This is a genomic window from Glycomyces artemisiae, assembly GCF_003002955.1.
In the GTDB taxonomy this organism is placed as follows: domain Bacteria; phylum Actinomycetota; class Actinomycetes; order Mycobacteriales; family Micromonosporaceae; genus Glycomyces; species Glycomyces artemisiae.
In genome coordinates, this window is the sequence record NZ_PVTJ01000005.1 from 105,947 (window position 1) to 131,667 (window position 25,721).

At 71.2% G+C, this 25,721-nt stretch carries 18 protein-coding genes; 6 read left to right on the forward strand and 12 right to left on the reverse strand.

Annotated elements, in window-relative coordinates; all coding sequences use genetic code 11:
• Positions 1-8 precede the first annotated feature (8 nt).
• Genes B0I28_RS14040 through B0I28_RS14050 form a run of 3 tightly spaced genes read right to left on the reverse strand, consistent with a single transcriptional unit; the run spans position 9 to position 4,614 of the window.
• Complete coding sequence (locus B0I28_RS14040) at positions 9-2,369, reverse strand: transglutaminase TgpA family protein (protein ID WP_146148097.1); 2,361 nt, start codon at positions 2,367-2,369, stop codon at positions 9-11.
• Complete coding sequence (locus B0I28_RS14045) at positions 2,366-3,610, reverse strand: DUF58 domain-containing protein (protein WP_106364474.1); 1,245 nt, start codon at positions 3,608-3,610, stop codon at positions 2,366-2,368. Before B0I28_RS14045 ends, B0I28_RS14040 begins: the two co-directional genes overlap by 4 nt.
• Before the next feature lie 2 nt (positions 3,611-3,612).
• Positions 3,613-4,614 carry an AAA family ATPase gene (locus B0I28_RS14050; RefSeq protein ID WP_106364775.1) on the reverse strand — a complete coding sequence of 334 codons (1,002 nt, stop codon included), beginning with the start codon at positions 4,612-4,614 and terminating at the stop codon, positions 3,613-3,615.
• A gap of 335 nt (positions 4,615-4,949) precedes the next feature.
• On the opposite strand from B0I28_RS14050, the gene leuS reads away from it, so the two are divergent.
• On the forward strand, positions 4,950-7,763 hold the full coding sequence (gene leuS, locus B0I28_RS14055; RefSeq protein ID WP_106364475.1) for a leucine--tRNA ligase: 2,814 nt from the start codon (positions 4,950-4,952) through the stop codon (positions 7,761-7,763).
• Between the two features lie 43 nt (positions 7,764-7,806).
• Here the strand turns inward: leuS and B0I28_RS14060 are convergent, their stop codons facing one another.
• Complete coding sequence (locus B0I28_RS14060; RefSeq protein ID WP_106364476.1) at positions 7,807-8,217, reverse strand: hypothetical protein; 411 nt, start codon at positions 8,215-8,217, stop codon at positions 7,807-7,809.
• Positions 8,218-8,396: 179 nt separating this feature from the next.
• On the opposite strand from B0I28_RS14060, the gene B0I28_RS14065 reads away from it, so the two are divergent.
• Positions 8,397-9,830 (forward strand): endo-1,4-beta-xylanase, encoded by a 1,434-nt coding sequence (locus tag B0I28_RS14065; RefSeq protein WP_219926761.1) that lies wholly within the window; start codon positions 8,397-8,399, stop codon positions 9,828-9,830.
• Positions 9,831-9,913: 83 nt separating this feature from the next.
• On the opposite strand, the gene B0I28_RS14070 is transcribed toward B0I28_RS14065, so the two are convergent.
• Positions 9,914-10,384 (reverse strand): Dps family protein, encoded by a 471-nt coding sequence (locus B0I28_RS14070; RefSeq protein ID WP_106364477.1) that lies wholly within the window; start codon positions 10,382-10,384, stop codon positions 9,914-9,916.
• Between the two features lie 229 nt (positions 10,385-10,613).
• On the opposite strand from B0I28_RS14070, the gene B0I28_RS14075 reads away from it, so the two are divergent.
• From B0I28_RS14075 to xylA, 3 genes are read left to right on the forward strand one after another with little or no spacing between them, the layout of a single operon-like run.
• A complete protein-coding gene (locus B0I28_RS14075) occupies positions 10,614-12,911 on the forward strand; it encodes a TIM-barrel domain-containing protein (RefSeq protein ID WP_106364478.1) in 2,298 nt (765 codons plus the stop codon).
• 4 nt (positions 12,912-12,915) lie between these two features.
• Entirely contained in the window at positions 12,916-14,307 is a 1,392-nt protein-coding gene (gene xylB / locus B0I28_RS14080; protein WP_106364479.1) for a xylulokinase, read from the forward strand.
• Between the two features lie 13 nt (positions 14,308-14,320).
• The gene (gene xylA, locus B0I28_RS14085; protein WP_106364480.1) at positions 14,321-15,493 is read left to right on the forward strand and encodes a xylose isomerase; all 1,173 of its coding nucleotides are present in this window, start codon (positions 14,321-14,323) and stop codon (positions 15,491-15,493) included.
• A 210-nt stretch (positions 15,494-15,703) separates the two neighbouring features.
• On the opposite strand, the gene B0I28_RS14090 is transcribed toward xylA, so the two are convergent.
• On the reverse strand, positions 15,704-16,249 hold the full coding sequence (locus tag B0I28_RS14090) for a GNAT family N-acetyltransferase (RefSeq protein ID WP_106364481.1): 546 nt from the start codon (positions 16,247-16,249) through the stop codon (positions 15,704-15,706).
• Positions 16,250-16,323: 74 nt separating this feature from the next.
• Positions 16,324-16,812: an Imm1 family immunity protein gene (locus tag B0I28_RS14095; RefSeq protein ID WP_181245783.1), complete on the reverse strand. Its 489-nt coding sequence runs from the start codon at positions 16,810-16,812 to the stop codon at positions 16,324-16,326.
• Between the two features lie 290 nt (positions 16,813-17,102).
• Between B0I28_RS14095 and B0I28_RS14100 the strand changes: the two genes are divergently transcribed.
• The gene (locus B0I28_RS14100; protein WP_181245784.1) at positions 17,103-19,973 is read left to right on the forward strand and encodes an AfsR/SARP family transcriptional regulator; all 2,871 of its coding nucleotides are present in this window, start codon (positions 17,103-17,105) and stop codon (positions 19,971-19,973) included.
• Here the strand turns inward: B0I28_RS14100 and B0I28_RS14105 are convergent.
• From B0I28_RS14105 to B0I28_RS14125, 5 genes are all read right to left on the reverse strand, one after another.
• A complete protein-coding gene (locus tag B0I28_RS14105; protein ID WP_106364484.1) occupies positions 19,963-20,769 on the reverse strand; it encodes an ABC transporter permease in 807 nt (268 codons plus the stop codon). The two genes, B0I28_RS14100 and B0I28_RS14105, sit on opposite strands and share 11 nt — an antisense overlap.
• A complete protein-coding gene (locus B0I28_RS14110) occupies positions 20,766-21,719 on the reverse strand; it encodes an ATP-binding cassette domain-containing protein (protein ID WP_106364485.1) in 954 nt (317 codons plus the stop codon). The genes B0I28_RS14105 and B0I28_RS14110 overlap by 4 nt, the downstream gene beginning before the upstream one ends.
• A 138-nt stretch (positions 21,720-21,857) precedes the next feature.
• Positions 21,858-22,793, reverse strand: a complete 936-nt coding sequence (locus tag B0I28_RS14115) for a carbohydrate ABC transporter permease (RefSeq protein ID WP_106364486.1) — start codon at positions 22,791-22,793, stop codon at positions 21,858-21,860.
• The gene (locus B0I28_RS14120; RefSeq protein WP_219926762.1) at positions 22,790-23,695 is read right to left on the reverse strand and encodes an ABC transporter permease; all 906 of its coding nucleotides are present in this window, start codon (positions 23,693-23,695) and stop codon (positions 22,790-22,792) included. The genes B0I28_RS14115 and B0I28_RS14120 overlap by 4 nt, the downstream gene beginning before the upstream one ends.
• Positions 23,696-23,854: 159 nt before the next feature.
• Positions 23,855-25,540: a type 2 periplasmic-binding domain-containing protein gene (locus B0I28_RS14125; RefSeq protein WP_106364488.1), complete on the reverse strand. Its 1,686-nt coding sequence runs from the start codon at positions 25,538-25,540 to the stop codon at positions 23,855-23,857.
• Positions 25,541-25,721: the final 181 nt, after the last annotated feature.

Below are 25,721 nucleotides of genomic sequence, written 5' to 3' on the forward strand. Positions count from 1 at the left end.
CGGCAACCCTAGGCGCGGCCTGTGACACCCGGCCTGTCGCGGTTGTTCGAACGTCGTTTGCGCCGCAGCGCGGACTTCACCCGGTCGGTGGTGCGCGCCGAGCGGCGCGACAGCCGCGCGGACTGCTCGGCCCGGCCCGCGCCGATCTTCGCGATGAGCGAGGCGGGCCAGAACACGGCCGCGTACTTGCGCCGCGCCGGCACGCTCTTGTCGAGCGCGGTGTGCAGGTCTCGCAAGGCGTCGGCGAGCCCGGCGGGGTCGGCGCCCCTGGGGGAGTACCGGTGCAGGGCCATCGCGGACCCGAGCGCCGTCGCGGCCTCGCGCGCGCTCGGGGCGGCCGTGGCGAGGACGCCCGCGGCCTGCCGCGGCGTGTACGAGTCCGGTATGGACACGCCGTAGTCGAGGGCCAGGTCCATGGCCTCGTCCCAGGCGGTCTTCGCGGTCACGGTGCGCGGGTTGAGCCGCCGCCTGCGCACCGTCCCGCGCCACAGCGCGGGCAGGAACGGCACCGCGAGGAGCAGCAGGAGCAGCAGCCAGCCGGGGTGGAACGGGAGCGCGGCGCCGCCGTCCGATCCGGCGCCCGCCTCGGCGGACGGGCCCTCGCTCGCGCCGCCCTCGGGCGGGAGCGTCTGCCCGGACTCGTCGGTCGCGGCCGCGGTCGGCTCCTCGGTGGAGATCTCGTTCTCGCTGGGCTCGGCCTCGGGGTCGACGGCCTCGTCGGGCTCGCTGGCCCACGGGAAGCCGACCGAGCCGGGGACGCCCGTGGCGGGGGTCGGGTCGAACGTGACCCAGCCGGGCCCGTCGTAGTAGACCTCGACCCACGCGTGGTAGTCGTCGCTGGTGAGCAGCCACTGGTCGGCGTCCACGCGCGAGCCCTGGGACATGCCCACGACGACGCGCGCGGCCACGTCGGCCTCGCGGAGCATCCACGCCATCGTGGCCGCGAACTGCTGGCAGTAGCCCTGCCGGGTCTCCAGGAAGTCGAGGATCGCCTCGTCGTTGCCCGCGTCGGCGGTCTCCAGGGAGTACCGGAACCCGTTGGACACCGACAGGTAGTCCTGCACGGCGAGGACCTTCTCGTGGACGGTGGTCGCCCCGGCGGTCACGCCGTCGACGATCTCGGTCAGCTCGGGCACGTCCGGGTGCTCGGTGTTCGGGCCCCACCGCTCGTCGGAGGTCTTCATGCCGTCCGCGGCCGCGAGCGTCTCGGCGTCGGGCGCGGGCTCGGCGTACTCCACGGTGTACTCGTCGACGTCGCCCATGTCGCTGCCGTCGCCGACGATGACGCCGGTGTCCGGGTCGACGCGCCAGTCGCCGTCGATGTCGAGGTCCACCGGGCTCCCGTACACGGGGACCACGGGCGCCTGCATCTGGAGGTTCTGGATCTGCGCGGTGTACCGCTCGCCGCCGGGGTCCGGCAGCTCGTCGAGGTTCTGGGTGCCGTCGTACTCGTTGGGCGCGAAGCCGTCGCTGGTGAGCTCGTCGAGGACGTGCATCCGCAGGTAGCGCGGGTTCGGGTCGTCGGTGGTCACGCGGAGCACGTCGACCGGGTCGGGCCGCATGAGCGAGCCCGAGAGCTGCGCCCACGGGTTGACGTCGCCGAGCCCGTACGACTCGCCGCCCTCGATGCCGTCGGCGACGTTGTCGATGAGCCCGGACGTGTTGGCGGGCACGACGGTGAGCACGGCGAGCGCCACCGCGATGAACCCGGCCGCCGACCAGCGCGCCGTGCGCGCCATCGGCGAGGGGAACGACCGGCCCACGAGCTGGCCCGCGCCCGTGAAGCGGTGCCCGAACGCCGAGACCCGCTTCAGGTTGTCGTCGCCGAGGATCCACAGGTACGCGATCGCGGGGAGGATGAACCAGAACCACGCGGTCGCGTCCGGGGCCACCGACACCGGCACCAGGTACATCGTCAGGAGCGTCAGGCCCGCGAGCGCGGGCGTGCGCAGGCCGACCACGAACATGTCGTGGAGGATCGCGACGACGCCGACGCCGACGATCGTGAGGAACATGATCCCGCCGGTGGCCTCCACGGGCGGCGCGTTCACGATGATCGCGCCGATGCCGTCCTGCGAGAGCGCCGCCCAGTGCTCGAACGTCGCCGGGAGCGGCACCAGGAACAGCAGGCCGGTGCCGCCGCCGAAGCCGACGGTGAGGACCACGACGAGCGTCGCGGCCATCGCGAGGGTCTGGAGGCCCTGGCCGCGCCCGGCCGCGCGCATGAGCGACCCGGCGGTGGCGATGAGGGCGATCGTGAGCATCACCGGGAAGATCCAGCCGAGGCCGTCGAAGATCCCGATGAGCGGCGTCAGGGTCAGCGCGAGCGTGGACGCGGCGACGACGGTGGCGTGGCGCTGTCCGTTCATGCGAGGGTCCTCCACGCGCTCAGCCGCGTCCACACGCGGCGCAGCTCGGTCCCGGCGACGACCGGGATCACCTGCCAGCCCGCGGACGCGAGGGCCGACACGGCCTGCCCGTGCTGGTGCGCGAACGCCTGCTCGCGCGGGTCGACGCGGCTCGTGGCCGCCTTCGGGATCCACCGGACCGGGTCCACGACCAGGGCCGTGCACCGGCCGCCGCGCCGCGCGAGGCGGCCGAGCGCGGACGCCTCCTCCGGCGTCAGATGGCCCAGGAACGCGACGATCCCGGACACCGAGCGGGCCCGCTGGGCCTTCTCGACCATCGCGGCGACAGGCGCCTCGGGGGCCGCGGCCACCGTCGCCAGGTACCGCATCGCCTGGCTGTAATCGCCTTGGCGGCATTCGAAGTCGCGGTGCGCGGTGATGAGCCACGGGTCGATGCCGTCGCGCGCGAGCCGCACCGTCGCCGACGCGGCCGCGTCCACCATCCACTCGAAGCTCGACAGCTCGCCGCGGTGCGCGCCGCGGCGCACGTCCAGCAGGACCGCCGCGTTGTTCTCCCACGGCTGCTCCTCGCGGCGCACCATGAGCTGCCCGCGGTGCGCGCTGGCCTTCCAGTGGACGCGCCGCATGTCGTCGCCGTTGCGGTACTCGCGCACCGCGATGTCGTCGTTGCCGGTGATCGCGACGGTGTGCGCCGCGGACTCGCCCGAGGACATGCCCGCGCCGCCCGGCAGCAGCAGGCTGCGCAGCGGCTGGATCCGCGGGGTCACGATGAGCTCCGTGGTCACCGGGAACTCCTGCACCGACACGGCCAGGCCGAACGGGTCCGACGTGCGCACGGTCAACGGCCCCAGTTCATACGCGCCGCGCGAGCCGGGCGTGATCGTGTAGTTGACGACGCTCCGCGCACCGGGCGCGAGCCGCTCCAGGACCAGCCGGGGGCGGTTCCCCAGCCGGTACGGGATGCGGTCCTCCAGCATGAGCGCCGGGGGACGGCTGCGGCCGGTGTTCTGGATGCCCAGGCGCACCTGCGTGGCCTGCCCGGCCTCGACCTGCGCCGGGTTGAGCACCCGGTTCGACTCCAGGGTCGGCCGCGTCCACCGCAGGACCGCGAGGCCGCCGAGGGGGGCGATCGCCGCGAGGGCCGCGGCGCGCAGCAGGTCGCCCTCGCCCACCGCCAGGGCGGTGAGGCCGACGACCACACTCACCGCCAGCAGCGTCTTGCCGCGTCCGGTGAGCTCCACGCCTAGAACCTCCCCGGGTGCGACACCACCGGCACGTGCCTCAGGATGTCGGAGACGATCGCCTTCGTGTCGCCGCCGCCCATCGTGGTCTCCGTCGTGGGGATCAGGCGGTGCGCGAGCACCGGCACGGCGAGCTGCTGCACGTCGTCGGGGAGCGCGAAGTCGCGCCCGTCCATCGCCGCGAGCACCTGCGTGCACCGCAGCAGCTGGAGCGTCGCCCGCGGGCTCGCTCCCAACCGGACCTGCGCGTTCGTGCGCGTCGCCGCCACCAGGTCCACCACGTACCGCTTCAGCTCCGGCGCCAGGTGCACCGCGCGCGCCGCCGCGATCATCCGCACGATCATCTCCGCGTCGGCGATCGGCCGCAGCGCGTCCAGCGGGTTGTACTCCTCGCGGCGGTCCAGCAGCGCCAGCTCCGCGTTGATGTCGGGGTACCCGATCGCCAGGCGCGCGGCGAACCGGTCGCGCTGCGCCTCCGGGAGCGGGTACGTGCCCTCCATCTCGACGGGGTTCTGCGTCGCGATCACCATGAACGGGCTGCGCAGCTTGTACGTGTTCCCGTCGACGGTGACCTGCCGCTCCTCCATGCACTCCAGGAGCGCGGACTGGGTCTTGGGGCTGGCCCGGTTGATCTCGTCGCCGAGGATCAGGTTCCCGAAGATCGCGCCCGGCTTGAACACGAAGTCGCGCTTCTCGGGGTCGAAGATGCTCACGCCCGTCACATCCGAGGGCAGCAGGTCGGGGGTGAACTGGATGCGCCGCACGGAGCAGTCGATCGACCGGGCGAGGGCCTTCGCCAGCTGGGTCTTGCCGACGCCGGGCACGTCCTCCAGCAGCAGGTGCCCCTCCGCGAGCATGACCGCCAGCGCCAGCCGGATCGTGTGCGACTTCCCCTCGATGACCCATTCGACGTTCGTCAGGATCGCCTCGGCCGTGGCCTTGAACTCCTGCGGCGAGAGCGGCGCGGGACCCTGCCCCGCCTGCGCCGTGCTCTGGAGCGGCATCGTGCCGTCGGGCTTCTCGGGGGACGACTCGAAGGTCAACGGTCCTCCTGGGGAGTCGGTGAGGTGGGTGGGTGCGGCGTGCACCGGATCCGCCGCGCGTTCTGGTCATCCTACTCGGACCCGCCCAAGCGTTATGTCCCGTGCCACCTGGGCGGCGCTCGGCTACACTGGGGGCATGCCTCGGCGATTCGAGCTCCTTACCTAGCCGTGCGGGACAGATCCCAGCACGGCCACCCCAGCGTGTCTGGGGTTTTTTGCTGTCTAGGGTCAGTACCCGGAGAACGCCGACCGAACCCGCGAAACCAGAGCAGCCGCACCGGACCACAGGACGAGCCATGACCGAACCCGCACACCGCTACGACGCCAAGCTGGCCAACGCGATCGAACCGCGCTGGCAGGAGCGCTGGGAGGCCGAGCGGACCTTCCGCGCCCCGAACCCGTCCGGCGAGCTGGCCGAGCCCGGCCACCCGCGGGCCGGCGCCCCGAAGAAGTTCGTGATGGACATGTTCCCGTACCCGTCGGGCGCGGGCCTGCACGTCGGCCACCCGCTGGGGTACATCGCGACCGACGCCTACTCGCGGTACCTGCGCATGGCCGGGTACAACGTGCTGCACCCGCTGGGCTTCGACGCGTTCGGCCTGCCCACCGAGCAGTACGCGATCGCCACGGGCCGCCAGCCCGCCGAGATCACCGCCGAGAACATCGGCGTCTTCCGCCGCCAGCTGCGCCGGGTCGGCATGGGCTACGACAACCGCCGCGAGTTCGCGACCACCGACCCGGACTACTTCAAGTGGACCCAGTGGATCTTCCTGCAGATCTTCAACTCCTGGTACGACACCGAGGCCGGCAAGGCCCGGCCGATCAGCGAGCTGATCGCCGCGTTCGAGTCCGGTGAGCGCACCGTCGGCGGCCGCGCCTGGTCCGAGCTGAGCGACGTCGAGCGCCGCCGCGCGGTCGACGAGCAGCGCCTGGCGTACGTCACCGAGGCGCCCGTGAACTGGTGCCCGGGCCTGGGCACGGTGCTGTCCAACGAGGAGGTCACCTCCGAGGGCCGAAGCGAGCGCGGGAACTTCCCGGTGTACACGCGCACCCTGAAGCAGTGGATGATGCGCATCACCGCCTACGCCGACCGGCTGCTGTCCGACCTGGACGGACTGGACTGGACCGAGTCCCTGAAGTCCATGCAGCGCAACTGGATCGGCAAATCCACAGGCGCGTACGCGGACTTCGCGACCTACGCGGGGGACATCCGGGTGTTCACCACCCGCCCCGACACCCTGTTCGGCGCCACCTACATGGTCCTGGCCCCCGAGCACCCGCTGGTCGACGCCCTGACCGCCGAGACCTGGCCCGCGGACGTCCCCGCCGCGTGGACCGGCGGCCACGACACCCCCGCCGGGGCCGTCGCCGCCTACCGCGCCCAGGCCGCCGCCAAGACCGACGTGGAGCGCCAGGCCGACGCCAAGGAGAAGACCGGCGTCTTCACCGGCGGCTACGCCACCAACCCGGTCAACGGCGAGACGGTCCCCGTCTTCATCGCCGACTACGTGCTGGCCGGGTACGGGACCGGCGCGATCATGGCCGTCCCCGCCCACGACGCCCGCGACTTCGACTTCGCGACCGCCTTCGGCATCCCGATCGTCCAGGTCGTCTCCGACGGCACGGAGTGGGACCGCCAGGAGGTCCTGTCGAGCACCACCGGAACGATCGTCAACTCCGGCTTCCTGGACGGCCTGTCCGTCCCCGAGGCCAAGGACCGCGTCATCGCGTGGCTGGCCGAGCACGGCCGCGGCGAGAAGGCCGTCACCTTCCGCCTGCGCGACTGGCTGTTCAGCCGCCAGCGCTACTGGGGCGAGCCCTTCCCGATCGTCTACGACGAGACCGGCCTGCCCGTCGCCCTGACCGAGGACCACCTGCCGGTCGAGCTGCCGCAGCTGGACGACTTCTCGCCCAAGACCTTCGACCCCGAGGACGCCGACTCCGCGCCGGAGCCGCCCCTGGGCCGCGCCAAGGACTGGGTCGAGGTCGAACTGGACCTGGGCGACGGCCCCAAGCAGTACCGCCGCGAGGTCAACACCATGCCCAACTGGGCCGGGTCCTCCTGGTACGAGCTGCGCTACACCGACCCGAAGGCCGCCCACGCGCTGGCCGACCCCGCCAACGAGTCCTACTGGATGGGCCCCGCGGACACCGAGGACGTCGGCGGCGTCGACCTGTACATCGGCGGCGTCGAGCACGCCGTCCTGCACCTGCTGTACGCCCGCTTCTGGCAGAAGGTCCTGTTCGACCTGGGCCACGTCTCCAGCCGCGAGCCGTTCCGCCGCCTGTTCAACCAGGGCTACATCCAGGCCTACGCCTACACCGACGAGCGCGGCGTCTACGTGCCCGCCGAGGAGGTCGAGGAGCAGGCCGAAGGCGTGTACACCTACAAGGGCGAGAAGGTGAACCGCGAGTACGGCAAGATGGGCAAGTCCCTGAAGAACGTCGTCACGCCCGACGAGATCTGCGAGTCGTACGGCGCCGACACGTTCCGCGTCTACGAGATGTCGATGGGCCCGCTGGCCGACTCCAAGCCGTGGGAGACCCGCGCGATCGTCGGCTCCCAGCGGTTCCTGCAGCGCCTGTGGCGCAACATCGTCGACGAGGAGACCGGCGAGACCGCCGTCGCCGACGTGCCCGCCTCCGAGGAGACGCTGCGCGAGATCCACAAGGCCGTCGCGGGGGTCCGCGACGACTACGAGAACCTGCGCATGAACACCGCCGTCGCCAAGCTGATCACGCTGAACAACCACGTGACCGGCCTGCACCCGGTGCCGCGCGAGGCCGCCGAGGCCCTGGTCGTCATGGTCGCACCCGTGGCCCCCCACATCGCCGAGGAGCTGTGGGAGCGCCTGGGGCACACCGGGGGCATCGCGTACGTCGACTTCCCGGTCGCCGACGAGCGGTACCTGGTCGAGGACACCGTGACCTACCCGGTCCAGATCAACGGCAAGGTCCGCGGCCGCATCGAGGTCGCCGCGGGCGCGTCCGAAGCGGACGTCAAGGCCGCCGCGCTGGCGGAGGAGAAGGTCGCGGCGAACCTGGACGGCAAGGACGTCAAGAAGGTCATCGTCGTGGCCGGCAAGATGGTCTCGATCGTCGCCAAGTAGACCGAGCGCGAAGGGCGGGACCGGAGACCGGTCCCGCCCTTCGTCAGTCCTCGGAGGACCGCAGGCTCGTCCTGTAGGTGTACCGCTTGGACGCCTCGCTGCCGAGCAGGTAGATCAGGCCGAGTGCGAACACGCCGTTGGCGATGGTCAGCACCATGATCCCCGGGACGGAGGCGAACGCGAAGGTGAGCAGCACGGCGAGCAGGAGGCTGAGGAGGTTGAACCACATGGCGAGGTTCCTCGCCCGGTCCAGGCGCGCGGCGATGCACACGGCGAGCGCGATCCAGATGAGCGCCCCCAGTGCGGAGACGGGCGAGAACGTCAGCACGGTCGTCGCGGCCCTGGACAGGACGTCGAGTCCGATGAGTACGAGGGCGACGACGACCTGCCAGGGCATGGGGTGCTGGTAGACGGGTTTCTTTCTGGGCGGGTGCAGGGTTTCCGGGGTGTCCATACGAGAGATGGTAGGGAATCCGGCGCGCCCGCGGGGTTCACCGATCCGCTGGCATTGACCAACATCTATGCAAGCGCTAGGCTGTGCACACCTCGTTGGGAGCGCTCCGCCCCCGCGGGCCCCATCTGCTGAACAGCCTCGTTCCCTCACGGCGCGGCACCACCTTGAGGAGCTTTCTCGTGCTGCCTACCCGAACGCACCAGTCACGAACGCGCCGGAGGGCGCTGCTCGCGGGGGTCGTCACCGTCGCGACCGCCGCGCTCGGCATCGGCCTCTCGACCCAGTTCGCCAGCGCGCAGCAGACGACGCTGCGCGGGGCCGCCGACGCCCTGAACAAGGACATCGGCGTGGCCGTCAACTACAACCTGCTCCAGAGCAGCGCCCAGTACCGCGAGCTCGTGGCGACCGAGTTCAACTCCCTCACCGCCGAGAACGCGATGAAGTGGGACGCGACCGAGCCCAGCGACGGCAACTACACGTTCACGCAGGCCGACGCGATCGTCGACTTCGCCGAGGACAACGGGCAGACCGTCCACGGCCACACGTTCGTGTGGCACCAGCAGACCCCGTCGTGGGTGCAGAACCTCTCCGCGTCCGCGTTGCAGACGGCGATGGTCGACCACATCAACACCCTCGCGAACCGCTACGAGGGCCGGGTGGACTCCTGGGACGTCGTGAACGAGGTCGTCAGCGACTCCAACGGCGCCATGCGCGACTCGTTCTGGCTGCAGAAGCTCGGCGAAGGCTACATCACCACCGCGTTCCAGACCGCCCGCGCGGCCGACCCGAACGCCGACCTCTACATCAACGACTACTCGATCGAGGGCCAGAACGCGAAGTCGAACAAGATCTACTCGATCGCGCAGGGCCTGGTGAACCAGGGCCTGCTCGACGGCGTGGGCTTCCAGTCGCACCTCATCCTCGGGCAGGTGCCCTCGGACATGGAGGCGAACCTCCAGCGCTTCGTCAACCTGGGCCTGAAGGTCCGCATCACCGAGCTGGACATCCGCCTCCAGACCCCGGCCGACGCGAACGAGCTCGCGCAGCAGGCCAGCGACTACGCGCGGGTGGCGAACATCTGCAAGAACCTCGCCGACTGCTCCGGCATCACCGTGTGGGGCGTGCGCGACGGCGACTCGTGGGTCCCCGGGGTCTTCCCCGGCTACGGCGCGCCGCTGCTGTTCAACGACGACTACTCGAAGAAGCCCGCGTACACCTCGGTCCTGAACGCCTGGGGCGGCACGGTCACGAACCCGACCACGACCCCCGGGACCACCACGCCCGGCACCACGACCCCGCCGCCCACCGGCAGCGGCTGCACCGCGACCCTGTCGGTCCAGAGCCCCTGGAACACCGGCGCCACGTACGCCGGGACCGTGAAGGCCAACCAGAACCTCTCCGGCTGGACGGTGTCGTGGACCTGGCCCGGATCGGAGCGGATCTCCAACGCCTGGAGCATCCAGGGCACGCTGACCGGCGCGACGGTGACCGGCTCGAACGCGGCCTACAACGGGACGCTCGCCTCGGGCCAGTCCACGACGTTCGGCTTCAACATCACCAAACCGGACGGCGCGACCGCCTCGGTCCCGACGGTCACGTGCACGCCCGCGTGACCCATTGACCCCGCTCCCTTCGCAGTAGAAGGCCGGGGCCCGGACGGAATCGTCCGGGCCCCGGCTGCGTCGGTGTGCGGCGGTCAGCCGAGTTCGGCCTGGAACATCCAGGACTGCTTCTCCAGTTCGGCGGTGATGCCGATGAGCAGGTCCTGGGAGACCGGGTCGGCGGACTCGGTGGTCTCGATGCGCTCGCGCATGTTCGCGATGATCGCGGTGTACGCCTCGATCATGAGGGACACGACCTCGGTGTCGGAGATGGTGCCGTCGTGGATCTTGGGGACCGAGGAGGACTCGGCCACGGTGCTCGCGCGGCCGTCGGCGCTGACGCCGATCGCGATCGCCCGCTCGGCCACGAGGTCGGCGGCGTTGCGCGCCGACAGCACGATCTCGTCGAGCTGGAGGTGGAGCGAGCGGAAGTTCTTGCCGTAGACGTTCCAGTGCGCCTGCTTGCCGACCAGCGACAGGTCGATGAGGTCGACGAGCGCGCCTTGCAGCGCCTTCGCGGTCGTGTCGCGGTTCTCGTCGGTGAGGCTGGAGCGAACGGTCGACATATCGGTGCACCTCGCAGAGCAGCAGTCGGTTCCGGCAGTGACAAGCAGATCGTAGTCTTCCCCGGCTCGTCCGGTGGCAAACTCGGCCCCGCGGCGGTCCGGGCAGTGCCGCCTTCCCCGGCCGCCTCCCCCGCTCGCCATTTGTTGGGATAGTCGATAAACTAATGCGTGTCGTGCCGTCCCAGGCCCGGCCGCCGCCCTCCGCACCCTGAACGAGCAGGAGCAACGAATGCCTTACCGCCCGCCGCTGGTCGCCCGCGAGTTCTTCGTCGCCGACCCCCCGGAGCTGCCCCAGCGCGCCAACGGCGAGCAGGGCCTGTCGTCCGTCACGAGCGCCCAGGTCGTCGAGGCCGGCGCCGACGCCGTCCTCCTCAAGGCCGCCACGAGCGCGGGGGAGGAGCTGTACGTCTCCATCGCGGCCGTCGCCGAAGGCGTCGTGCGCACCCGCCTCGCCGCCGACCCGGCCGCCCGGCCCGCGGCCGAGCAGATCATCGAGCTCGTGCACGCCGGGACCTACGGCGGCGCGAAGGTCACCGTCGCGGACGGCACCGTCACCGTCGACGCCGGGGCCCTGCGCGCCGTCGCGACCCTCGACTCCTGGTCCCTGCACTACACCGACGCCTCCGGGAGGACCCTCCTCTCCCAGAACCCCGGCGAGCAGGACATCTCCGGCCGCCTGCGCACCCTCCCGTTCGGGCGCTCCCTCGTCGACGGCGAGCCGGCCGCCTACCACGAGTCGTTCACCCCCGCCCCCGACGAGGCATTCGCCGGGTTCGGCGAGCGCTTCGCGCCGCTCAACGCCCGCGGCCAGCGGCCCGTGATGTGGAACTTCGACGCGTTCGGCTCGGAGTCCATCCGCGCCTACAAGAACGTGCCGTTCTACGTCTCCGACCGCGGCTACGGCGTCCTCGTCAACTCGGGCGCCCCCGTCGAGTTCGACATGGCCCAGCAGACCCACTCGGCCGTCGAGATCCTCGTCCCCGACGAGGTGCTGGAGTACTTCGTGCTCGCGGGCGACCCCGCCACCGTCCTCGACCGCTTCGACGGCCTCACCTCCCGCCCCTCGCTCCCCCCGAAGTGGGCCTTCGGCACCTGGATCTCCTCGGGCTTCTTCGTCGACACCGCCGAGCGGGTCATGGAGCGCGCCAAGAAGATCCGCGAGCGCGGCATCCCCTGCGACGTGCTCCACCTCGACACGTTCTGGCAGCGCGAGCCGCACTGGTCCGACATGCAGTGGGACGACGAGAGCTTCCCCGACCCCGCCGGGATGCTCGCGGCCCTCGCCGAGCAGGGCTTCAAGGTCTGCCTGTGGATGAACTCCTACATCTCGGCGAAGTCCGCGGTGTTCGCCGAGGGCGACGAGCGCGGCTACTTCCTCAAGAACGCCCGCGGCGAGACGTACGTTGCCGACGTCTGGAACGGCTCGCACGAGCCCAGCGGCATCGTCGACTTCACCAACCCCGACGCCACCGCGTGGTGGCAGGACCTCCTGCGCGGCCCCCTCCAGGCCGGCGCGGCCCTCTACAAGACCGACTTCGCCGAAGGCGTGCCCGCCGATGCCGTGGCGCACAACGGCATGACCGGCACCGAGCTGCACAACGTGTACACGCTGCTCTACAACGACGCGGTCGTCGAGGTCACCCGCGAGGTCAACGGCCACGAGCTCGTGTGGGCCCGCTCCTCGTTCCTCGGCGGGCAGCGCCACTCGGCCCAGTGGTCCGGCGACGTCCAGACCACCTGGAACGGCCTCGGCGGCACCATCCGCGGCGGCCTCTCGCACGGCCTGTCGGGCATCCCGTTCTGGTCCCACGACACCGGCGGCTTCAACGGCACCCCCACCGACGACCTGTACATCCGCTGGGCCCAGTTCGGCGCGCTCTCCCCGCTGCTGCGCTACCACGGCACCACCACCCGCGAGCTGTGGGAGTTCTCCGAGGAGGCCGAGCGCCTCGCCGTGGAGTCCCTGAAGCTGCGCTACTCGCTCGCGCCGTACCTGTACACCGCCGCGGTGAAGTCCTCGCGCACCGGCGAGCCGGTCCTGCGCGCCCTCAACGTCGACGACCCCGCCGACCCGGTCTCGTGGACCGCCGACCAGGAGTTCCGCCTCGGCACCGACCTCCTCGTCGCGCCCGTGAACGACCCGTCGGGCGAGCGCAAGGTCTACCTCCCGGCCGGGAAGTGGATCGACTTCTGGACCAAGGAGGTCCACGAGGGCGGCCGCTACCTCGACACCCGCCACGACCTGGAGACCTTCCCGCTGTTCGTGCGCTACGGCGCGGTCATCCCGCGCGTGGAGCCCGGCGAGACCATCGGCGAGGAGCCCTTCGCGGGCATCACCCTCGAACTCTGGGGGACCCCGACCGAGGGCACCGTCATCTCCGACGTCGACGGCGACACGACCATCGCGATCGAAAAAGTTTCTGAAACTTTGGTGACCCTGGTTTCGACCGGTCCGGCGGACATCGCTAATGTGAGCGTCATCGATGTTGCGGGCGCGCCCGCGAAGGCCGAGCTGGAGCGTAAGTAGGAACATGAGCCTTGTCGCCGGAGTCGACTCCTCCACCCAGTCGACGAAAGTCCTCCTTGTAGACGCCGAGACCGGCGAGATCGTCGACTCCGGCAGGGCCGCGCACCCCGACGGGACCGAGTGCCCGCCCGAAGCCTGGTGGGACGCCCTCCAGGAAGCCGGGCGCGGCCTGCTCGAACGCGCCGACGCCGTCGCCGTCTCCGGACAGCAGCACGGCATGGTCGCGCTCGACGCCGACGACCGGGTCGTGCGGCCCGCGCTCCTGTGGAACGACACCCGCTCGGCCCCCCAGGCCGAGCGGCTCACCGCCGAGCACGGCGGCCCCGCATCGTGGGCCGCCGACACCGGCCTCGTCCTCGCCGCGTCCTTCACCGCCACCAAGCTCGCCTGGATGGCCGAGCACGAGCCCGAAAACGCCGCCAAAACCGTTTCGGTGATGCTCCCGCACGACTGGCTCACCATGAAGCTCCGCGGCGCGACCGCCGCCGACGCGACCACCGACCGCTCCGACGCCTCGGGCACCGGCTACTGGAACCCGCACACCGGCGCCTACACGACCGAGCGCCTCATCCAGGCCTTCGGCCGCGAGCTCGCCGTCCCGCGCGTCGCCGCCCCGAACGAGACTGTCGGCCGCACCCCCTGGGGCGCGGCCGTGGCCCCCGGCACCGGCGACAACGCCGGCGCCGCGCTGGGACTGGGCCTCGGCCCCGGCGACGTCGCCGTCTCCCTCGGCACCTCCGGCACCGTCTTCGGCGTCTCCGACGTCCCCGCGAACGACCCCTCCGGGCTCGTCGCCGGGTTCGCCGACGCCACCGGCCGGTTCCTGCCGCTGGTCTGCACGCTGAACGCCGCCCGCGTCCTCGACACGTTCCGTACCCTCCTCGGTGTGGACCACGCGGAGTTCGACGCGCTCGCCCTGTCCGCCGAGCCCGGCGCGGGGGGCCTCACCCTCCTGCCGTACCTCGACGGCGAGCGCACGCCCGCGCGGCCGAACGCCACCGGCGTGCTCGCCGGGATCACCACCGGCGCCACCCGCGCCGACCTCGCCCGCGCCGCCGTCGAAGGGATGCTCTCGGCCCAGGCCGACGGCCTCGCCGCGATGGCCGCGCAAGGCCTGGAGGCCCGCAGAGTCCTCCTCATCGGCGGCGCCGCCGCCTCCGAAGCCGTCCGCCGGATCGCCCCCACCGTGTTCGGCGTCGACGTGGAAGTCCCTCCCTCGGCCGAGTACGTGGCCCTCGGCGCCGCCAAGCAGGCGGCCTGGGCCCTGTCCGGCCGGGACAACCCGCCGCAGTGGAAGAACGGGGACACGGAGCGGCTCACCGGCACCGCCGCTTCAGTGTCCGAGCAGTACGCGACCTTGAGGAACGAAACCGCCTCTTGGGAAAAGCACCAATAGCAAAGGAACGATCATGACCGACAAGTACGCACCGGTGCCCGAGGACAAGTTCTCGTTCGGCATCTGGACGGTCGGCTGGGCGGCTCAGGACGTCTTCGGCTCGGCCACCCGCGCCGACATGGCCGCCGACCGGGCCGTCCGCGAGCTCGCGGAGATCGGCGCCTACGGCGTGAACTTCCACGACAACGACGTGTTCCCCTTCGACGCCACCGACGCCGAGCGCGACGCCAAGATCGGCGCGTTCAAGAAGGCCCTCGACGAGACCGGCCTCAAGGTCACCACCGCGACCACGAACCTGTTCGGCCACCCGATCTTCAAGGACGGCGGGTTCACCCACAACGACCGCGACGTCCGCCGCTTCGCCATCAGCAAGGTCATGCGCAACATCGACCTCGCCGCGGAGCTGGGCGCCGAGATCTACGTGGCGTGGGGCGGGCGCGAGGGCGCCGAGTCCGGCGGCTCCAAGGACGTCCAGTCCGCGATGGCCCGCATGAAGGAGGCCTTCGACGTCCTCGGCGACTACGTCGTCGAGCAGGGCTACGACATCCGGTTCGCCATCGAGCCCAAGCCGAACGAGCCCCGCGGGAACATCCTGCTGCCGACCCTCGGCCACGCGCTCGCGTTCATCAACGAGCTGGAGCGCCCCGAGCTCACCGGCATCAACCCCGAGATCGGGCACGAGGAGATGGCCGGGCTCGACTACGCCGCGGGCATCCGCCAGGCCCTGTGGCACGGCAAGCTCTACCACATCGACCTCAACGGCCAGACCGGTCCGCGCTACGACCAGGACCTGCGCTTCGGCGCCGGGAACGTCGGCGGCGCCTTCTGGGTCGTCGACGCCGTCGAGGAGGGCATCGCCAAGGGCCAGTACACCGGCCCGATCCACTTCGACTTCAAGCCCCCGCGCACCGAGGACGACAAGGGCGTGTGGGTCTCCGCGGCCGCGTGCATGCGCAACTACAAGATCCTCAAGGAGAAGGTCGCCGCGTTCCGCGCCGACCCCGAGGTGCAGGAGGCCCTCAAGGCCGCCCGCGTCGACCAGCTCGCCGTCCCGACCCTGGGCGAGGGCGAGACCTGGGCCGACCTCAAGTCCGTCGAGGTCGACGTCGAGGGCCTCGCCGCCAAGGGCATGGCCTTCGAGGCGCTCGACCAGCTCGCCCTGGAGCACCTCTACGGCGTGCGCTAGACCGTCGGGTTGAACTTCAGCGGACATGGAATCGGGCCCGGAGCAGCAGCTCCGGGCCCGATTCGCAACCCCACACCCATCAGTAGGATCTGCGCCTTGCGGCGCTGTCACCCTCAGGAGGATTCGATTTCCCCTTGGCCCGAACAGTACGGACGGGCCCTTCACAGACCCGGTGAGAACCATGAGAGGTTCATTTGAACCACCGGGGCGCTAGCGCTCCACGGGACGCGTCGGCTCCGGGACGCCCGCGAGGCCGAAGTCCCGCTGCCAGATCCCCACGCCGTGCCAGTCCCCGTGCTTGAAGCCCGCGTCGCGGATCGTCCCCAGCAGTTCGAAGCCGAACCGCCGGTGCAGGGCCTCGCTGCCCGGGTTCGGCTGCGTGATCTGGGCGATGACGCTCCTGAACCCCTGCTTCTCCAGGCGGGCCAGCAGCTCGGTGTACAGCTTCGAGCCGATCCCCAGGCCCTGGTGGGCGGGGGAGACGTACACGGTCGACTCCGCGGTCCACGCGTACGCCTGCTTCGGGCGCCACGGGCTCGCGTACGCCACCCCGGCCACGGCCCCGGCGGCCTCGGCCACGAGGTACGGGTAGCGCTCCCGACCCGCGGCCAGCTGCTCGGCCCACTCCTCGACCGGGTAGGGCTCGGTGCGGAAGTTGCTCGACGACTCGGCGATGTAGTGGTTCACGATCGCGCAGATCGCGGGGACGTCCTCGGCCTGCGCGAAGCGCACGGCGACCACATCGGTGCTGCTCATGGCGAAAGCTTAGCCAGCCGCGCGGCTAGGGGCGCAGGTCCGTCCCGCAGTCCGGGCGCGGACCACACGGGAGTTCACCACACCGTCGAAGGCCGCCACGCCACCATCGACGGGCGCAGCCCGCCGGTCGCCCGGAAGTCCTCCACCGCCCGCGCCAGCGAGCTGAGCGCGATGTGCGCGTCCGGCGGGAACATGCTCGCGGTGTCCATGTCGCGGTACAGGCGGATCTGCGGCGCCCAGCGCTGGTCGGAATACGACACCCAGGCGCCCGGACCGTAGTCCTCGCCGCCCGGGCCGTAGTACGCCAGCGCGCCCACCTCGGTCTCGCGGTCCGCGATGATCTTCAGCCCGTGGTCGGGCCGCCCGCCGGGCTCGTACCCGGGGCGGTCGCGCACGAGCGCGGTCGCGACCTGCACGAGGTCCGCGGCGACGATCGTCGCGACCGCGGCGGCCACGCCGTCAGGGTCGTACGCGAGGAGGATCTGCGTGCCGTGGTCCCTGGTCTGGAGCCTGAACTCGGCGCAGTATCCGGCGACATGCGCGCCCGCGGGGCCAGCGCTCATGGGCGGTGCTCCTTCCGAGACAGGAGAGGCGGACGTGCGGGAGTGTGAATCGTGTTGGTATTCGACTCGGATCGCCATGGAGGACACCGCACCTCAGATTGTCGGAGTTTGTGAACGACAGTACGTGCGCGGTCAGGCGGTTTGTTCGATCAGTCGGGAAGTTGACAGAAAAGCACTGATATGCCGTGACAACCTGTCCATGCAAGTAGCAGATTCCACTCAGGAGCCGCCGCACGGCCGCCGTCCGGACCGGCTCCCCGTTCCGCATGCGCGGAAGGCAAAATAGCCGTATGCGAGTGGAGCTGCTGGGACCGGTGCGGATCACCGGCGACGACGGCGCCGAGATCCCCGTCCCGGCCGGCCGCCAGCGCGTCCTCCTGGCCCGACTCGCCCTCGACCCCGGCCGGCACGTCACCGCCGACGCCCTCATCGCCGCCCTCTGGCCCGACGAGGCGCCCGCCAATGCCGCCGGGGCCCTCCACACGCAGCTGTCGCGTCTGCGCCGCGTCCTCGGCGACCGCGTCGTCCACGGCCCCGGCGGCTACCGCCTCACGCGCGTCGACACCGACGTCGAGGAATTCGACCGCACTGCGGCGCAAGCGGAAGCGGCCTCCAGAGAGGACTCCCCGACTGCGGTCAGGGACCTCGCCGCCGCCGCACTCGCGCTGTGGCGCGGCCCCGCGCTCGCCGACCTCGAACAGCAGGGGTTCGCCGACGCCGCCGTCGTGCGCCTCGCCGTGCGCCGCGAAGCCGTGGCCGCCCTCCACATCGAGGCCCGCCTGCGTCTCGACGGCGCCGAAGCGGTCCTCGCCGACCTCGCCGCCCGCCACGCCGCCGACCCGCTCGACGAGCCCGACGCCGCCCGCTACATGCGCGCGCTCGCCGCCTCGGGCCGCCGCGCCGACGCGCTCGCCGTCTACGACCAGGTGCGGGCCAAGCTCGCCGACGACCTCGGCGTCGACCCGTCCCCGGTCCTGGGTGAAGCCCACCTCGACGTGCTGCGCGGCATCGAGCCCGTCGTCCCCGAGTCGCAGCCGGACCGCCTCCCGCGGCCGCTCACCGCGTGCATCGGCCGGGACGCCGAGCTCGCCGAGCTGCCTGCGCTCCTCGAACGCCACCGGCTCGTCACCCTCACCGGGCCCGGCGGCACCGGCAAGACCCGGCTCGCCGTCGAGGCCGCGCACCGGCTCGCGGCCTCCGGGCAGACCGTGCGCATGGTCGAGCTCGCGCCGGTCACCGACCCCGGGAAGTTCCCGGAAGTCGTCCTCGACGCCCTCGGCCTCGCCGAGTCGGTCACCGCCCGGCGCAGCGACGACCCGCGGACCCGCCTCGTGGAAGCCCTGTGGGGCAGGGACCTCGTGCTCGTCGCCGACAACTGCGAGCACGTCGTGGAGGCCGCCGCCGGGCTCCTCGCGCACCTCCTCGCCCGCGTCCCGGCCCTGCGCGTCATCGCGACCAGCCGCGAGGCCCTCGGCATCACGGGGGAGACCGTCGTCGGCGTCGGCCCGCTCCCGCTGCCCGACCGCGACGCGCCTTTGGAGGAGGTCCGCGGCCACGACGCGATCCGCCTGTTCGAGGAGCGCGCCCGCGACGGCGACCCCGGTTTCGTCGTCGACGCCGCCAACGCCGCCGCCGTCGTGGACCTCTGCACCGCCCTCGACGGCCTCCCGCTCGCCATCGAGCTGGCCGCGGCCCGCTTGCGCGCCTTGAGCATCGAGGACCTCGCAGCCCGCATCGGCGACCGCTTCGGGCTCCTCGCCCGCGGCCCCCGCACCGCCGAGCCGCGCCAGCGGACCCTCCGCGCCGTCGTCGACTGGAGCTGGGACCTGCTGGAGCCGCGCGAGCGCAGCGTCCTCGCCCGCATGTCGGTCTTCAACGGCTCCGCCGACCTCGACGCGGCCTGCGCGGTGTGCTCCGCGGACGCCGACGACATCGCCGGGCTCGTGGAGAAGTCGCTCGTGCAGCGCCTCCCCGGCGGCCGCTACCGGCTCCTGGAGACCGTGCGCGAGTACGCCGCCGCGCGCCTGTCGGAGGCGGGCGAGACCGCCGAGCGCTACGAGCGCCACGCCGCCCACTACGCCGACCTCGCCGCGGAGGCCGAGCCGCACCTGATGCGCGCCGAGCAGGTCGTGTGGCTCGACCGCCTCGCCGCCGACCACGGCAACTTCACCGCCGCGATCCGCCGCATGATCGCCGCCGGGAACGCCCCCGCCGCGCACCGCTCCATCACGCCGCTGTCCTGGTACTGGTGGATGCGCGGCCACCGCCGCGAAGGCCAGGAGCTCGCGGTGCAGGTGCGCGCCATGCCGGGGGAGGTCGACCCGCTGCGCCGCGCCGAGATCGTCCTCGCGGGCACCTGGGGCCTGTGGTCCGGCTGGCTCGACCCGGCCGAGGTCCAGGCAGATTTCGCCGAGGCGCAAGCGCTCTGCGAGGAGCACGGCCTCTACGAGGCCGACCCGCTGCTGCTCATGATCCCGCTCATCCGGGCCCTCCTCGCGGACGACGAGGGCGCGCTCCACGCGGTCCTCGCCGCGCTCGACCCCGAACGGGACGCGTGGGTCCGCGGGATCGGCCTCCTCTTCGCCTCGGAGTACACCGAGCGCGTCTCGGGTCCGGGCGCGGCGCTCGCCGACCTCGCGGAGGCGAACCGGATCTTCACGCGGCTGGGGGAGCGCTTCGGCCTCATCATCACGCTCCAGGGCCTCGCCGCGGGGCGGATGTCCGCGGGCGACTACGAGGGGGCCCGCGCGCTCCTGATCCGAGCTTTGACCGCCGAGGCCGAGTTCGGGGCGGACCTGGCCGAGTCGGTGATCGTGGAGTACCTGTGGCGCCTCGACGCCCGGCACGGCGCCGAGCCCGCCGCGGTGCTGGAGAAGATGCGGGAGCTGGCCGCGCGAGCCGAGCGGGTCGGCAACTCCGAGAACGTCATCGCGGCCCGCACGTCTGCCGCGATCTGCCTGCGCCGCTTGGGAAGGCTCGAAGAGGCCCGCGACGAGCTGCTGTCGGCCGAGGCCGACCTGCCGCAGTTCCTGGACTTCTCCGAGGTGGCCGTGCATCTGTACCGCGAGCTCGTGCACGTGGCGCAGGACGGCGGCGACCCGGACCTGGAGGCCCGGGCCGCCGCGATGCTCCACGGCTCGAACTGGCCGTTCAGCTCGTGAGCTTCCTCCTGTAGGCGCGCAGGGACAGCGGCACGAACACCGCGAGGATCGCGGCGCACCAGCCGAGCAGCGCGAGGGCCTCGCCGCCGGGCGTCTCGCCCGCGAGCAGCACCCGCATGGTGTCGGCGAGCGCGGTGAGCGGGTTGACGCGGGCCCACCACTGGACGGGGCCGGGGAGCGTCTCGATCTCCACGAACATCGTCGAGGTGTACGCGAGCGGCATGAGCAGGCTGACCATCCACGTCTGGATCTGCTCCTCGGACTTCGCGGTGAGCCCGACCAGGGCCATCGACCACGAGGACGCGAACAGGAACAGCATGACCGCGGCCGCCGCCCCGGCGACGCCGAGCACGCCGCCGTCGGCGCGGTAGCCGATGGCGAACGCGACGCCGCCGACGATGAGGAGCGCCCACAGGTGCTTGATCATGTCGGCAGCGACCCGCCCGGCCAGCAGCGCGAACCGCGAGACGGGCATGGCGGTGAGCCGGTCGAACACGCCGGTCTTGATGTCGGCGAACAGGCCCAGCCCGGTGGAGACGATCGCGAAGAACAGGCCCATGGCGATGAGCGTCGGCCCCGCGTAGTCGAGGAACGCCTGCCAGGAGCCCATCATCTGCCCGCCCATGAAGAACGTGATCGACAGCAGGATCATCATCGGGATCATCAGGTAGTCGACGAGCTGCGCGGGCTGGTGCCTGATGGAGGCGAGGGACCTCGCCGTCATCGACGCGGCCTGCGCGAGCGGGCCGCGCGTCGTGGTCCATGTCGTGGCGGCGGTGCTGGTCGCAGTGGTCATGCGGCCACCTCCTCTTTCTGCTCGGTGCGGTGCCCCGTCAGCGACAGGAACACTTCGTCCAATGTGGGCTCATGGAGGCCGAACGCGGCCAGGTCCGTCCCGGCCTGCACGACCCGGGCCATGACCGCGGTGGCCTCGCCGGGGTGCGCGACCGGGACGGCGACCTCGTCGTTCTCGATGCGCGGGGCCGCGCCGACGGTCCAGTCCGCGAGCTCGGCGAGCTGCTGGAGCGCCTCGGGCCGGGCCGGGCGCATCCGCAGCACCAGGCCGCCGACGGCCTGCTTGAGCTGCGAGGGCGTCCCGGAGGCGATGACCCTCCCGGAGTCGATCACGGCGATCGAGTCGGCGAGCTGGTCGGCCTCTTCGAGGTACTGCGTGGTCAGCAGGACCGTGGTCCCCTCGGCCACGAGTTCGCGCACGACCTCCCACAGGCCGCTGCGGCTGGTCGGGTCGAGCCCGGTCGTCGGCTCGTCGAGGACGAGCACGTCGGGGCGGCGCACGATCGACGCCGCCAGGTCGAGGCGCCGCCGCATCCCGCCGGAGTAGCCGCCCGCGGGCCGGGCGGCGGCGTGCGCGAGGTCGAACCGCTCGATGAGCTCGTGCGCGCGGGCCTTCGCCTGCGCCCGTGACGCGCCGAGGAGCCGGGCGATGAGGACGAGGTTCTGCGCTCCCGAGAGCCCGGCGTCGACCCCCGCGTACTGGCCGGTGAGGCCCAGCCGCTCGCGGACCTTCGCGGCGTCGCGCACGACGTCGAGACCCAGGACCCGGGCGCTGCCCGCGTCGGGGACGGACAGGGTCGACAGGACCCGCACGGCCGTGGTCTTCCCGGCCCCGTTGGGGCCCAGCAGCCCCAGGACCGTTCCGGGGGCCGCGCCGAGGTCGACGCCGTCGAGGGCGCGGACCTCGCCGAAGGACTTCACCAGCCCCCGGACTTCGATCGCATACTTCATTTGCAGGGCGCCTCTCTGGTATTCGGTGGGTGTGCGTCCACCTTGGCGCCCTTGCCTTTCACCGTCCTTTCACGCCGCTGTCACGGCACGTGAAAGGGCCGCCCCCGCGATGCGGGAGCGGCCCTTCAGGTGCGGAATCTAGCCCTTGATGGCGCCGGTGATGACGGCCTTCGTGAAGTGCTTCTGGATGAACGGGTACATGATCACGATCGGGACGATCGTGCACACGACCACGGCCATCTTCAGCGCCGAGTCCGGCGCCTGCGTCTGGTACTGCGAGACGTCGGCGGCGGCCCCGGGCAGGCCCTGCGTGGACATGAGCATCCGCTGGAGCACCACCTGGATCGGCTGCGTGTCGAGGCCGGGGATGTACAGCACCGCGGAGAAGTAGATGTTCCAGTAGCCGACGGCGTAGAACAGCGCGATGACGGCGAGGATCGCCTTCGACATCGGCAGCACGATCTTGAACAGGGTGCGGAACTCGCCCGCGCCGTCCATCCTCGCGGCGTCGAGCAGCTCGATCGGGACGCTGTTCATGAAGAACGAGCGCAGCACGATCAGGTTGAACGCGTTGAGCGCCATCGGGAGCACCAGCGACAGGTAGCTGTCGAACAGGCCGAGCTTCTGGACCACCAGGAAGCTCGGATACAGGCCCGGCGCGAACAGGAACGTGAAGAGCACGAGCATGAGCAGCGGCCGGTGGAGCAGCGAGCCGGGCCGCGAGAGCCCGTACGCCGCGCCGATCGTGAGGATCATCGACAGCGCGGTGCCGCCCGCGGTGAGGCCCAGCGTCAGCAGCAGCGACTTGGTGAGCGCGCCGCCGTCGAAGATCTCCTGGTACGCCTGGAAGCTCAGGTCGGTCGGGATGAGCAGCAGGTTCCCGCCGGCGCGGGTGAGCGCCTCCTCGCTGGCGAAGCTGGTCGCCACGACCGCCCAGATCGGCAGGACGATGGCCGCCGCGTAGCAGATCAGGAACAGCGCCTTGACGGCCTTCCCGAGCCACGAGGGCTCCTCGTCCCAGACGGGGCGCGCGTTCTTGCGGCGGGGCTTGAGTCGGATGTCGGTGGCGGTCATGACTTCTGGTAGATCCCTTGCTCTCCGAGGCGGTGGGCGACGTTGTTGGCGACGAGGACCAGGATCAGGCCGATGACGCCCTTGAACAGGCCCGCCGCGGTGCCGAAGGACGGCCCGTCGGTGCCGATGACGCTGCGGTAGTAGACGAAGGTGTCGAGCACCTCGGTGGTCTGGAAGCCGACGGCGTTGCGCTGCAGCTGGTACTGCTCGAAGCCGACGTTGAGGATGCCGCCGATGTGGAGGATGAGCAGGAGCACGATGACCGGCCGGATGCCCGGCAGGGTGATGTGCCACATCCGCCGCCAGCGGCTCGCGCCGTCGACGGCCGCGGCCTCGTACAGGCTCGGGTTGATCGACGCGAGCGCCGCCAGGAAGATGATCATGCCCCAGCCCGCGTCCTTCCAGGCCCACTGGAGCCAGGCCAGGAACAGGAAGCTGTCGGGGTCGGAGGTGAACGTCATCCGATCCCCGCCGAAGCCCAGGAGCCAGTTGGAGACCAGCCCGTCCGAGCCGAGGACCTGCACGAACACGGTCACGACCAGGACCCACGAGAAGAAGTAGGGCAGGTAGACCACGGATTGGAAGAGGCTGCGGACCTTCGTGGAGATCACGCTGTGCATCACGAGCGCCAGGACGATCGACAGCGGGAACAGGAACAGCAGGTTCGCGAACGCGTACTTGAGCGTGTTCAGCAGCGCGGGCAGGAAGTACGGGTTGGCGAAGAGGCGTTCGAACCACGCGAAGCCCACGAACGGGTTCTCCCAGAACGGCCGGTGGGGGCTGTAGTCCATGAACGCGATGATGTTCCAGGCCGAGGGCCAGTAGAAGAACACCGCGAGCTGCGCCAGCGCGGGGAGCGTCAGGAGCAGCAGGGGCCAGTCGTGCCGGAGGCGCTGGGCCACCGTCCGCTTGTTCCTGATACGGACGCGTTCCCGCCCCCCGCTCGGGGCCGGGGGCGCTGAGGTCTGAAGAGCTGCCATCGCTTGTGAGAGTCCAGTCGGTGAGTGCCTGCGGGGACGGGAGGCCGGGCCGCGGGCGGTCCCGCGGCCCGGCCGGGCGTCTTAGCCGTGCAGCTTGTCGTATGCGGCGGTGTAGTGCTCGCGGCCGGTCTCCCCGCCGTTCGCCTTCCAGGTCTCGACCATCTCCGGGATCGCGGACAGGTCGGCGCGCCCGAAGGCGATGTCGTTCTGCTGGTCGATGAGGACCTGGCCGGCCGACTTGAAGTCGGCGGGGCCCTCGACGCGCATGCCCTCGAAGATGTTGACCTCGGCGAAGTCCTTCACGGACGCGTTGTACTCGAAGCGCGCCTGGACCATCTCGGGCGTGCCCGTGAGGAACTGCTGCACGTGGCCGGACATCGTCTTGTGGTTCACCGGGGCCTGGACGACGGAGGTGCCGAGCTCGTTGAAGACCGGGGTGCCGTCGGCGCCGTAGGTGAAGTGCGTGCCCTCGATGCCGTAGTTGATGAGCTCGTACTCGGTGGTGCCGTACGGCGCGGAGCAGAAGTTCGCGAAGTCCAGGAACTCCTCGACCTGCTCCTTGGAGAGGTCCTTGTTGAGGAACGTCCAGCTGTCGACGCCGGTGTTGACGTGCACGAGCGGCTCGCGGCCCTTCGCGGACAGCGCGCCGAGCGGGGCGATGGTGCCGCCGGTGCCCTCGGCGGTGGTCTGGTCGATGAAGCCCTGCCACCACGAGATGCCGTCGAGCTGGAACACGATCGTCCCGGCCTTGTGCAGGGCCTGGCCGTCGAGCGTGCCCGAGGGGAGGTCCGGGTGGACCAGCTTCTCGTCCCAGATGGTGCGGCGGAATTCGAGCCACTCGGTGTACTCGGGGCGCTCGCAGTTGTGGACGAGCTTGCCGTCGATGTAGGCCCAGCCGTCGCCGCCGGCGAGGCCGAACCACTGCGGGGTGAGGTAGTCGGTGCCGCCGAAGGCCCAGCGGCCGTTGGCGTCGTCGGAGACGGCGCGGGCGACGTCGAGGAGCTCCTCGACCGTGGTCGGCATGGCCTGGCCGGCCGCTTCGAGCAGGTCGGTGCGGGCGAACATGGCGTTGCCCGGGCCGCCGGAGAAGGAGCCGGGGATGCCGAAGACGCGGGCGGTCTCGGGGTCGGCCGGGTCCTTGGACCACACCGACTGGCCCCAGGAGGCGGTCGGGAGGCCGGCGAGGAGCGGCCAGCGCTCGGAGATGTCGCCCTTGACGATGTCGGTCAGGTCGTAGAACGAGTTGACCACCGTCTCCTGGAAGTTCGGGTGGGCGAAGAGCATCCAGCTGAACAGCATGATGCCGTCGCCGAACTCGTTGGCGTTGAGCCACTGGACCGAGGTCTCCGCGAAGGTGTTGCCGTCGGCCTGGCGGAGGTTGACCGTGGTGCCGCCGCTGGCCTCGGCGATCGCCGCGAAGTACGGGTCGTCGCTGGAGGGGGCCTCGCCCCACATCGGGACGGTGATCTCGAAGGTGCCGCTGTTGGAGGGGACGGCCTCGATCGCGGGGACCGGGTCGGGGTAGGTCGTGAAGCCGGACGGGTGGTTCGGCGGCTCGCCGACGAGGTCGGGCTCGACCGGGAGGGGCCATTCCTTGTACGTGGGCAGGAAGTCGAACCCGTCCGTGGCCTGCGAGGTGCCGCCGCCCGACTCGATGTCGCCGCACGCGGCGATGAGGGGCAGGCCCGCGGCACCCGCGGCACCGAGGCCGGCCACCTTGAACAGGGAGCGGCGCCGGAGGGGCGACCTGTCGGAGGGAGTAGCCACGTTGCTGTCCTTTCGGTCTGACTGAATTCGTGAGGGGGTTAGCCGCTAATTAGTTCGGCTATTCGATAAACTAAAGTAGCGCACGGTGGCAGGCCCCACAAGCGGGGGGGTCACGCGAATCGGGCGCGGATTGATCACGATTCGGGAACGGGCCTTGTAGTTGAACGTGCACATAGACCAC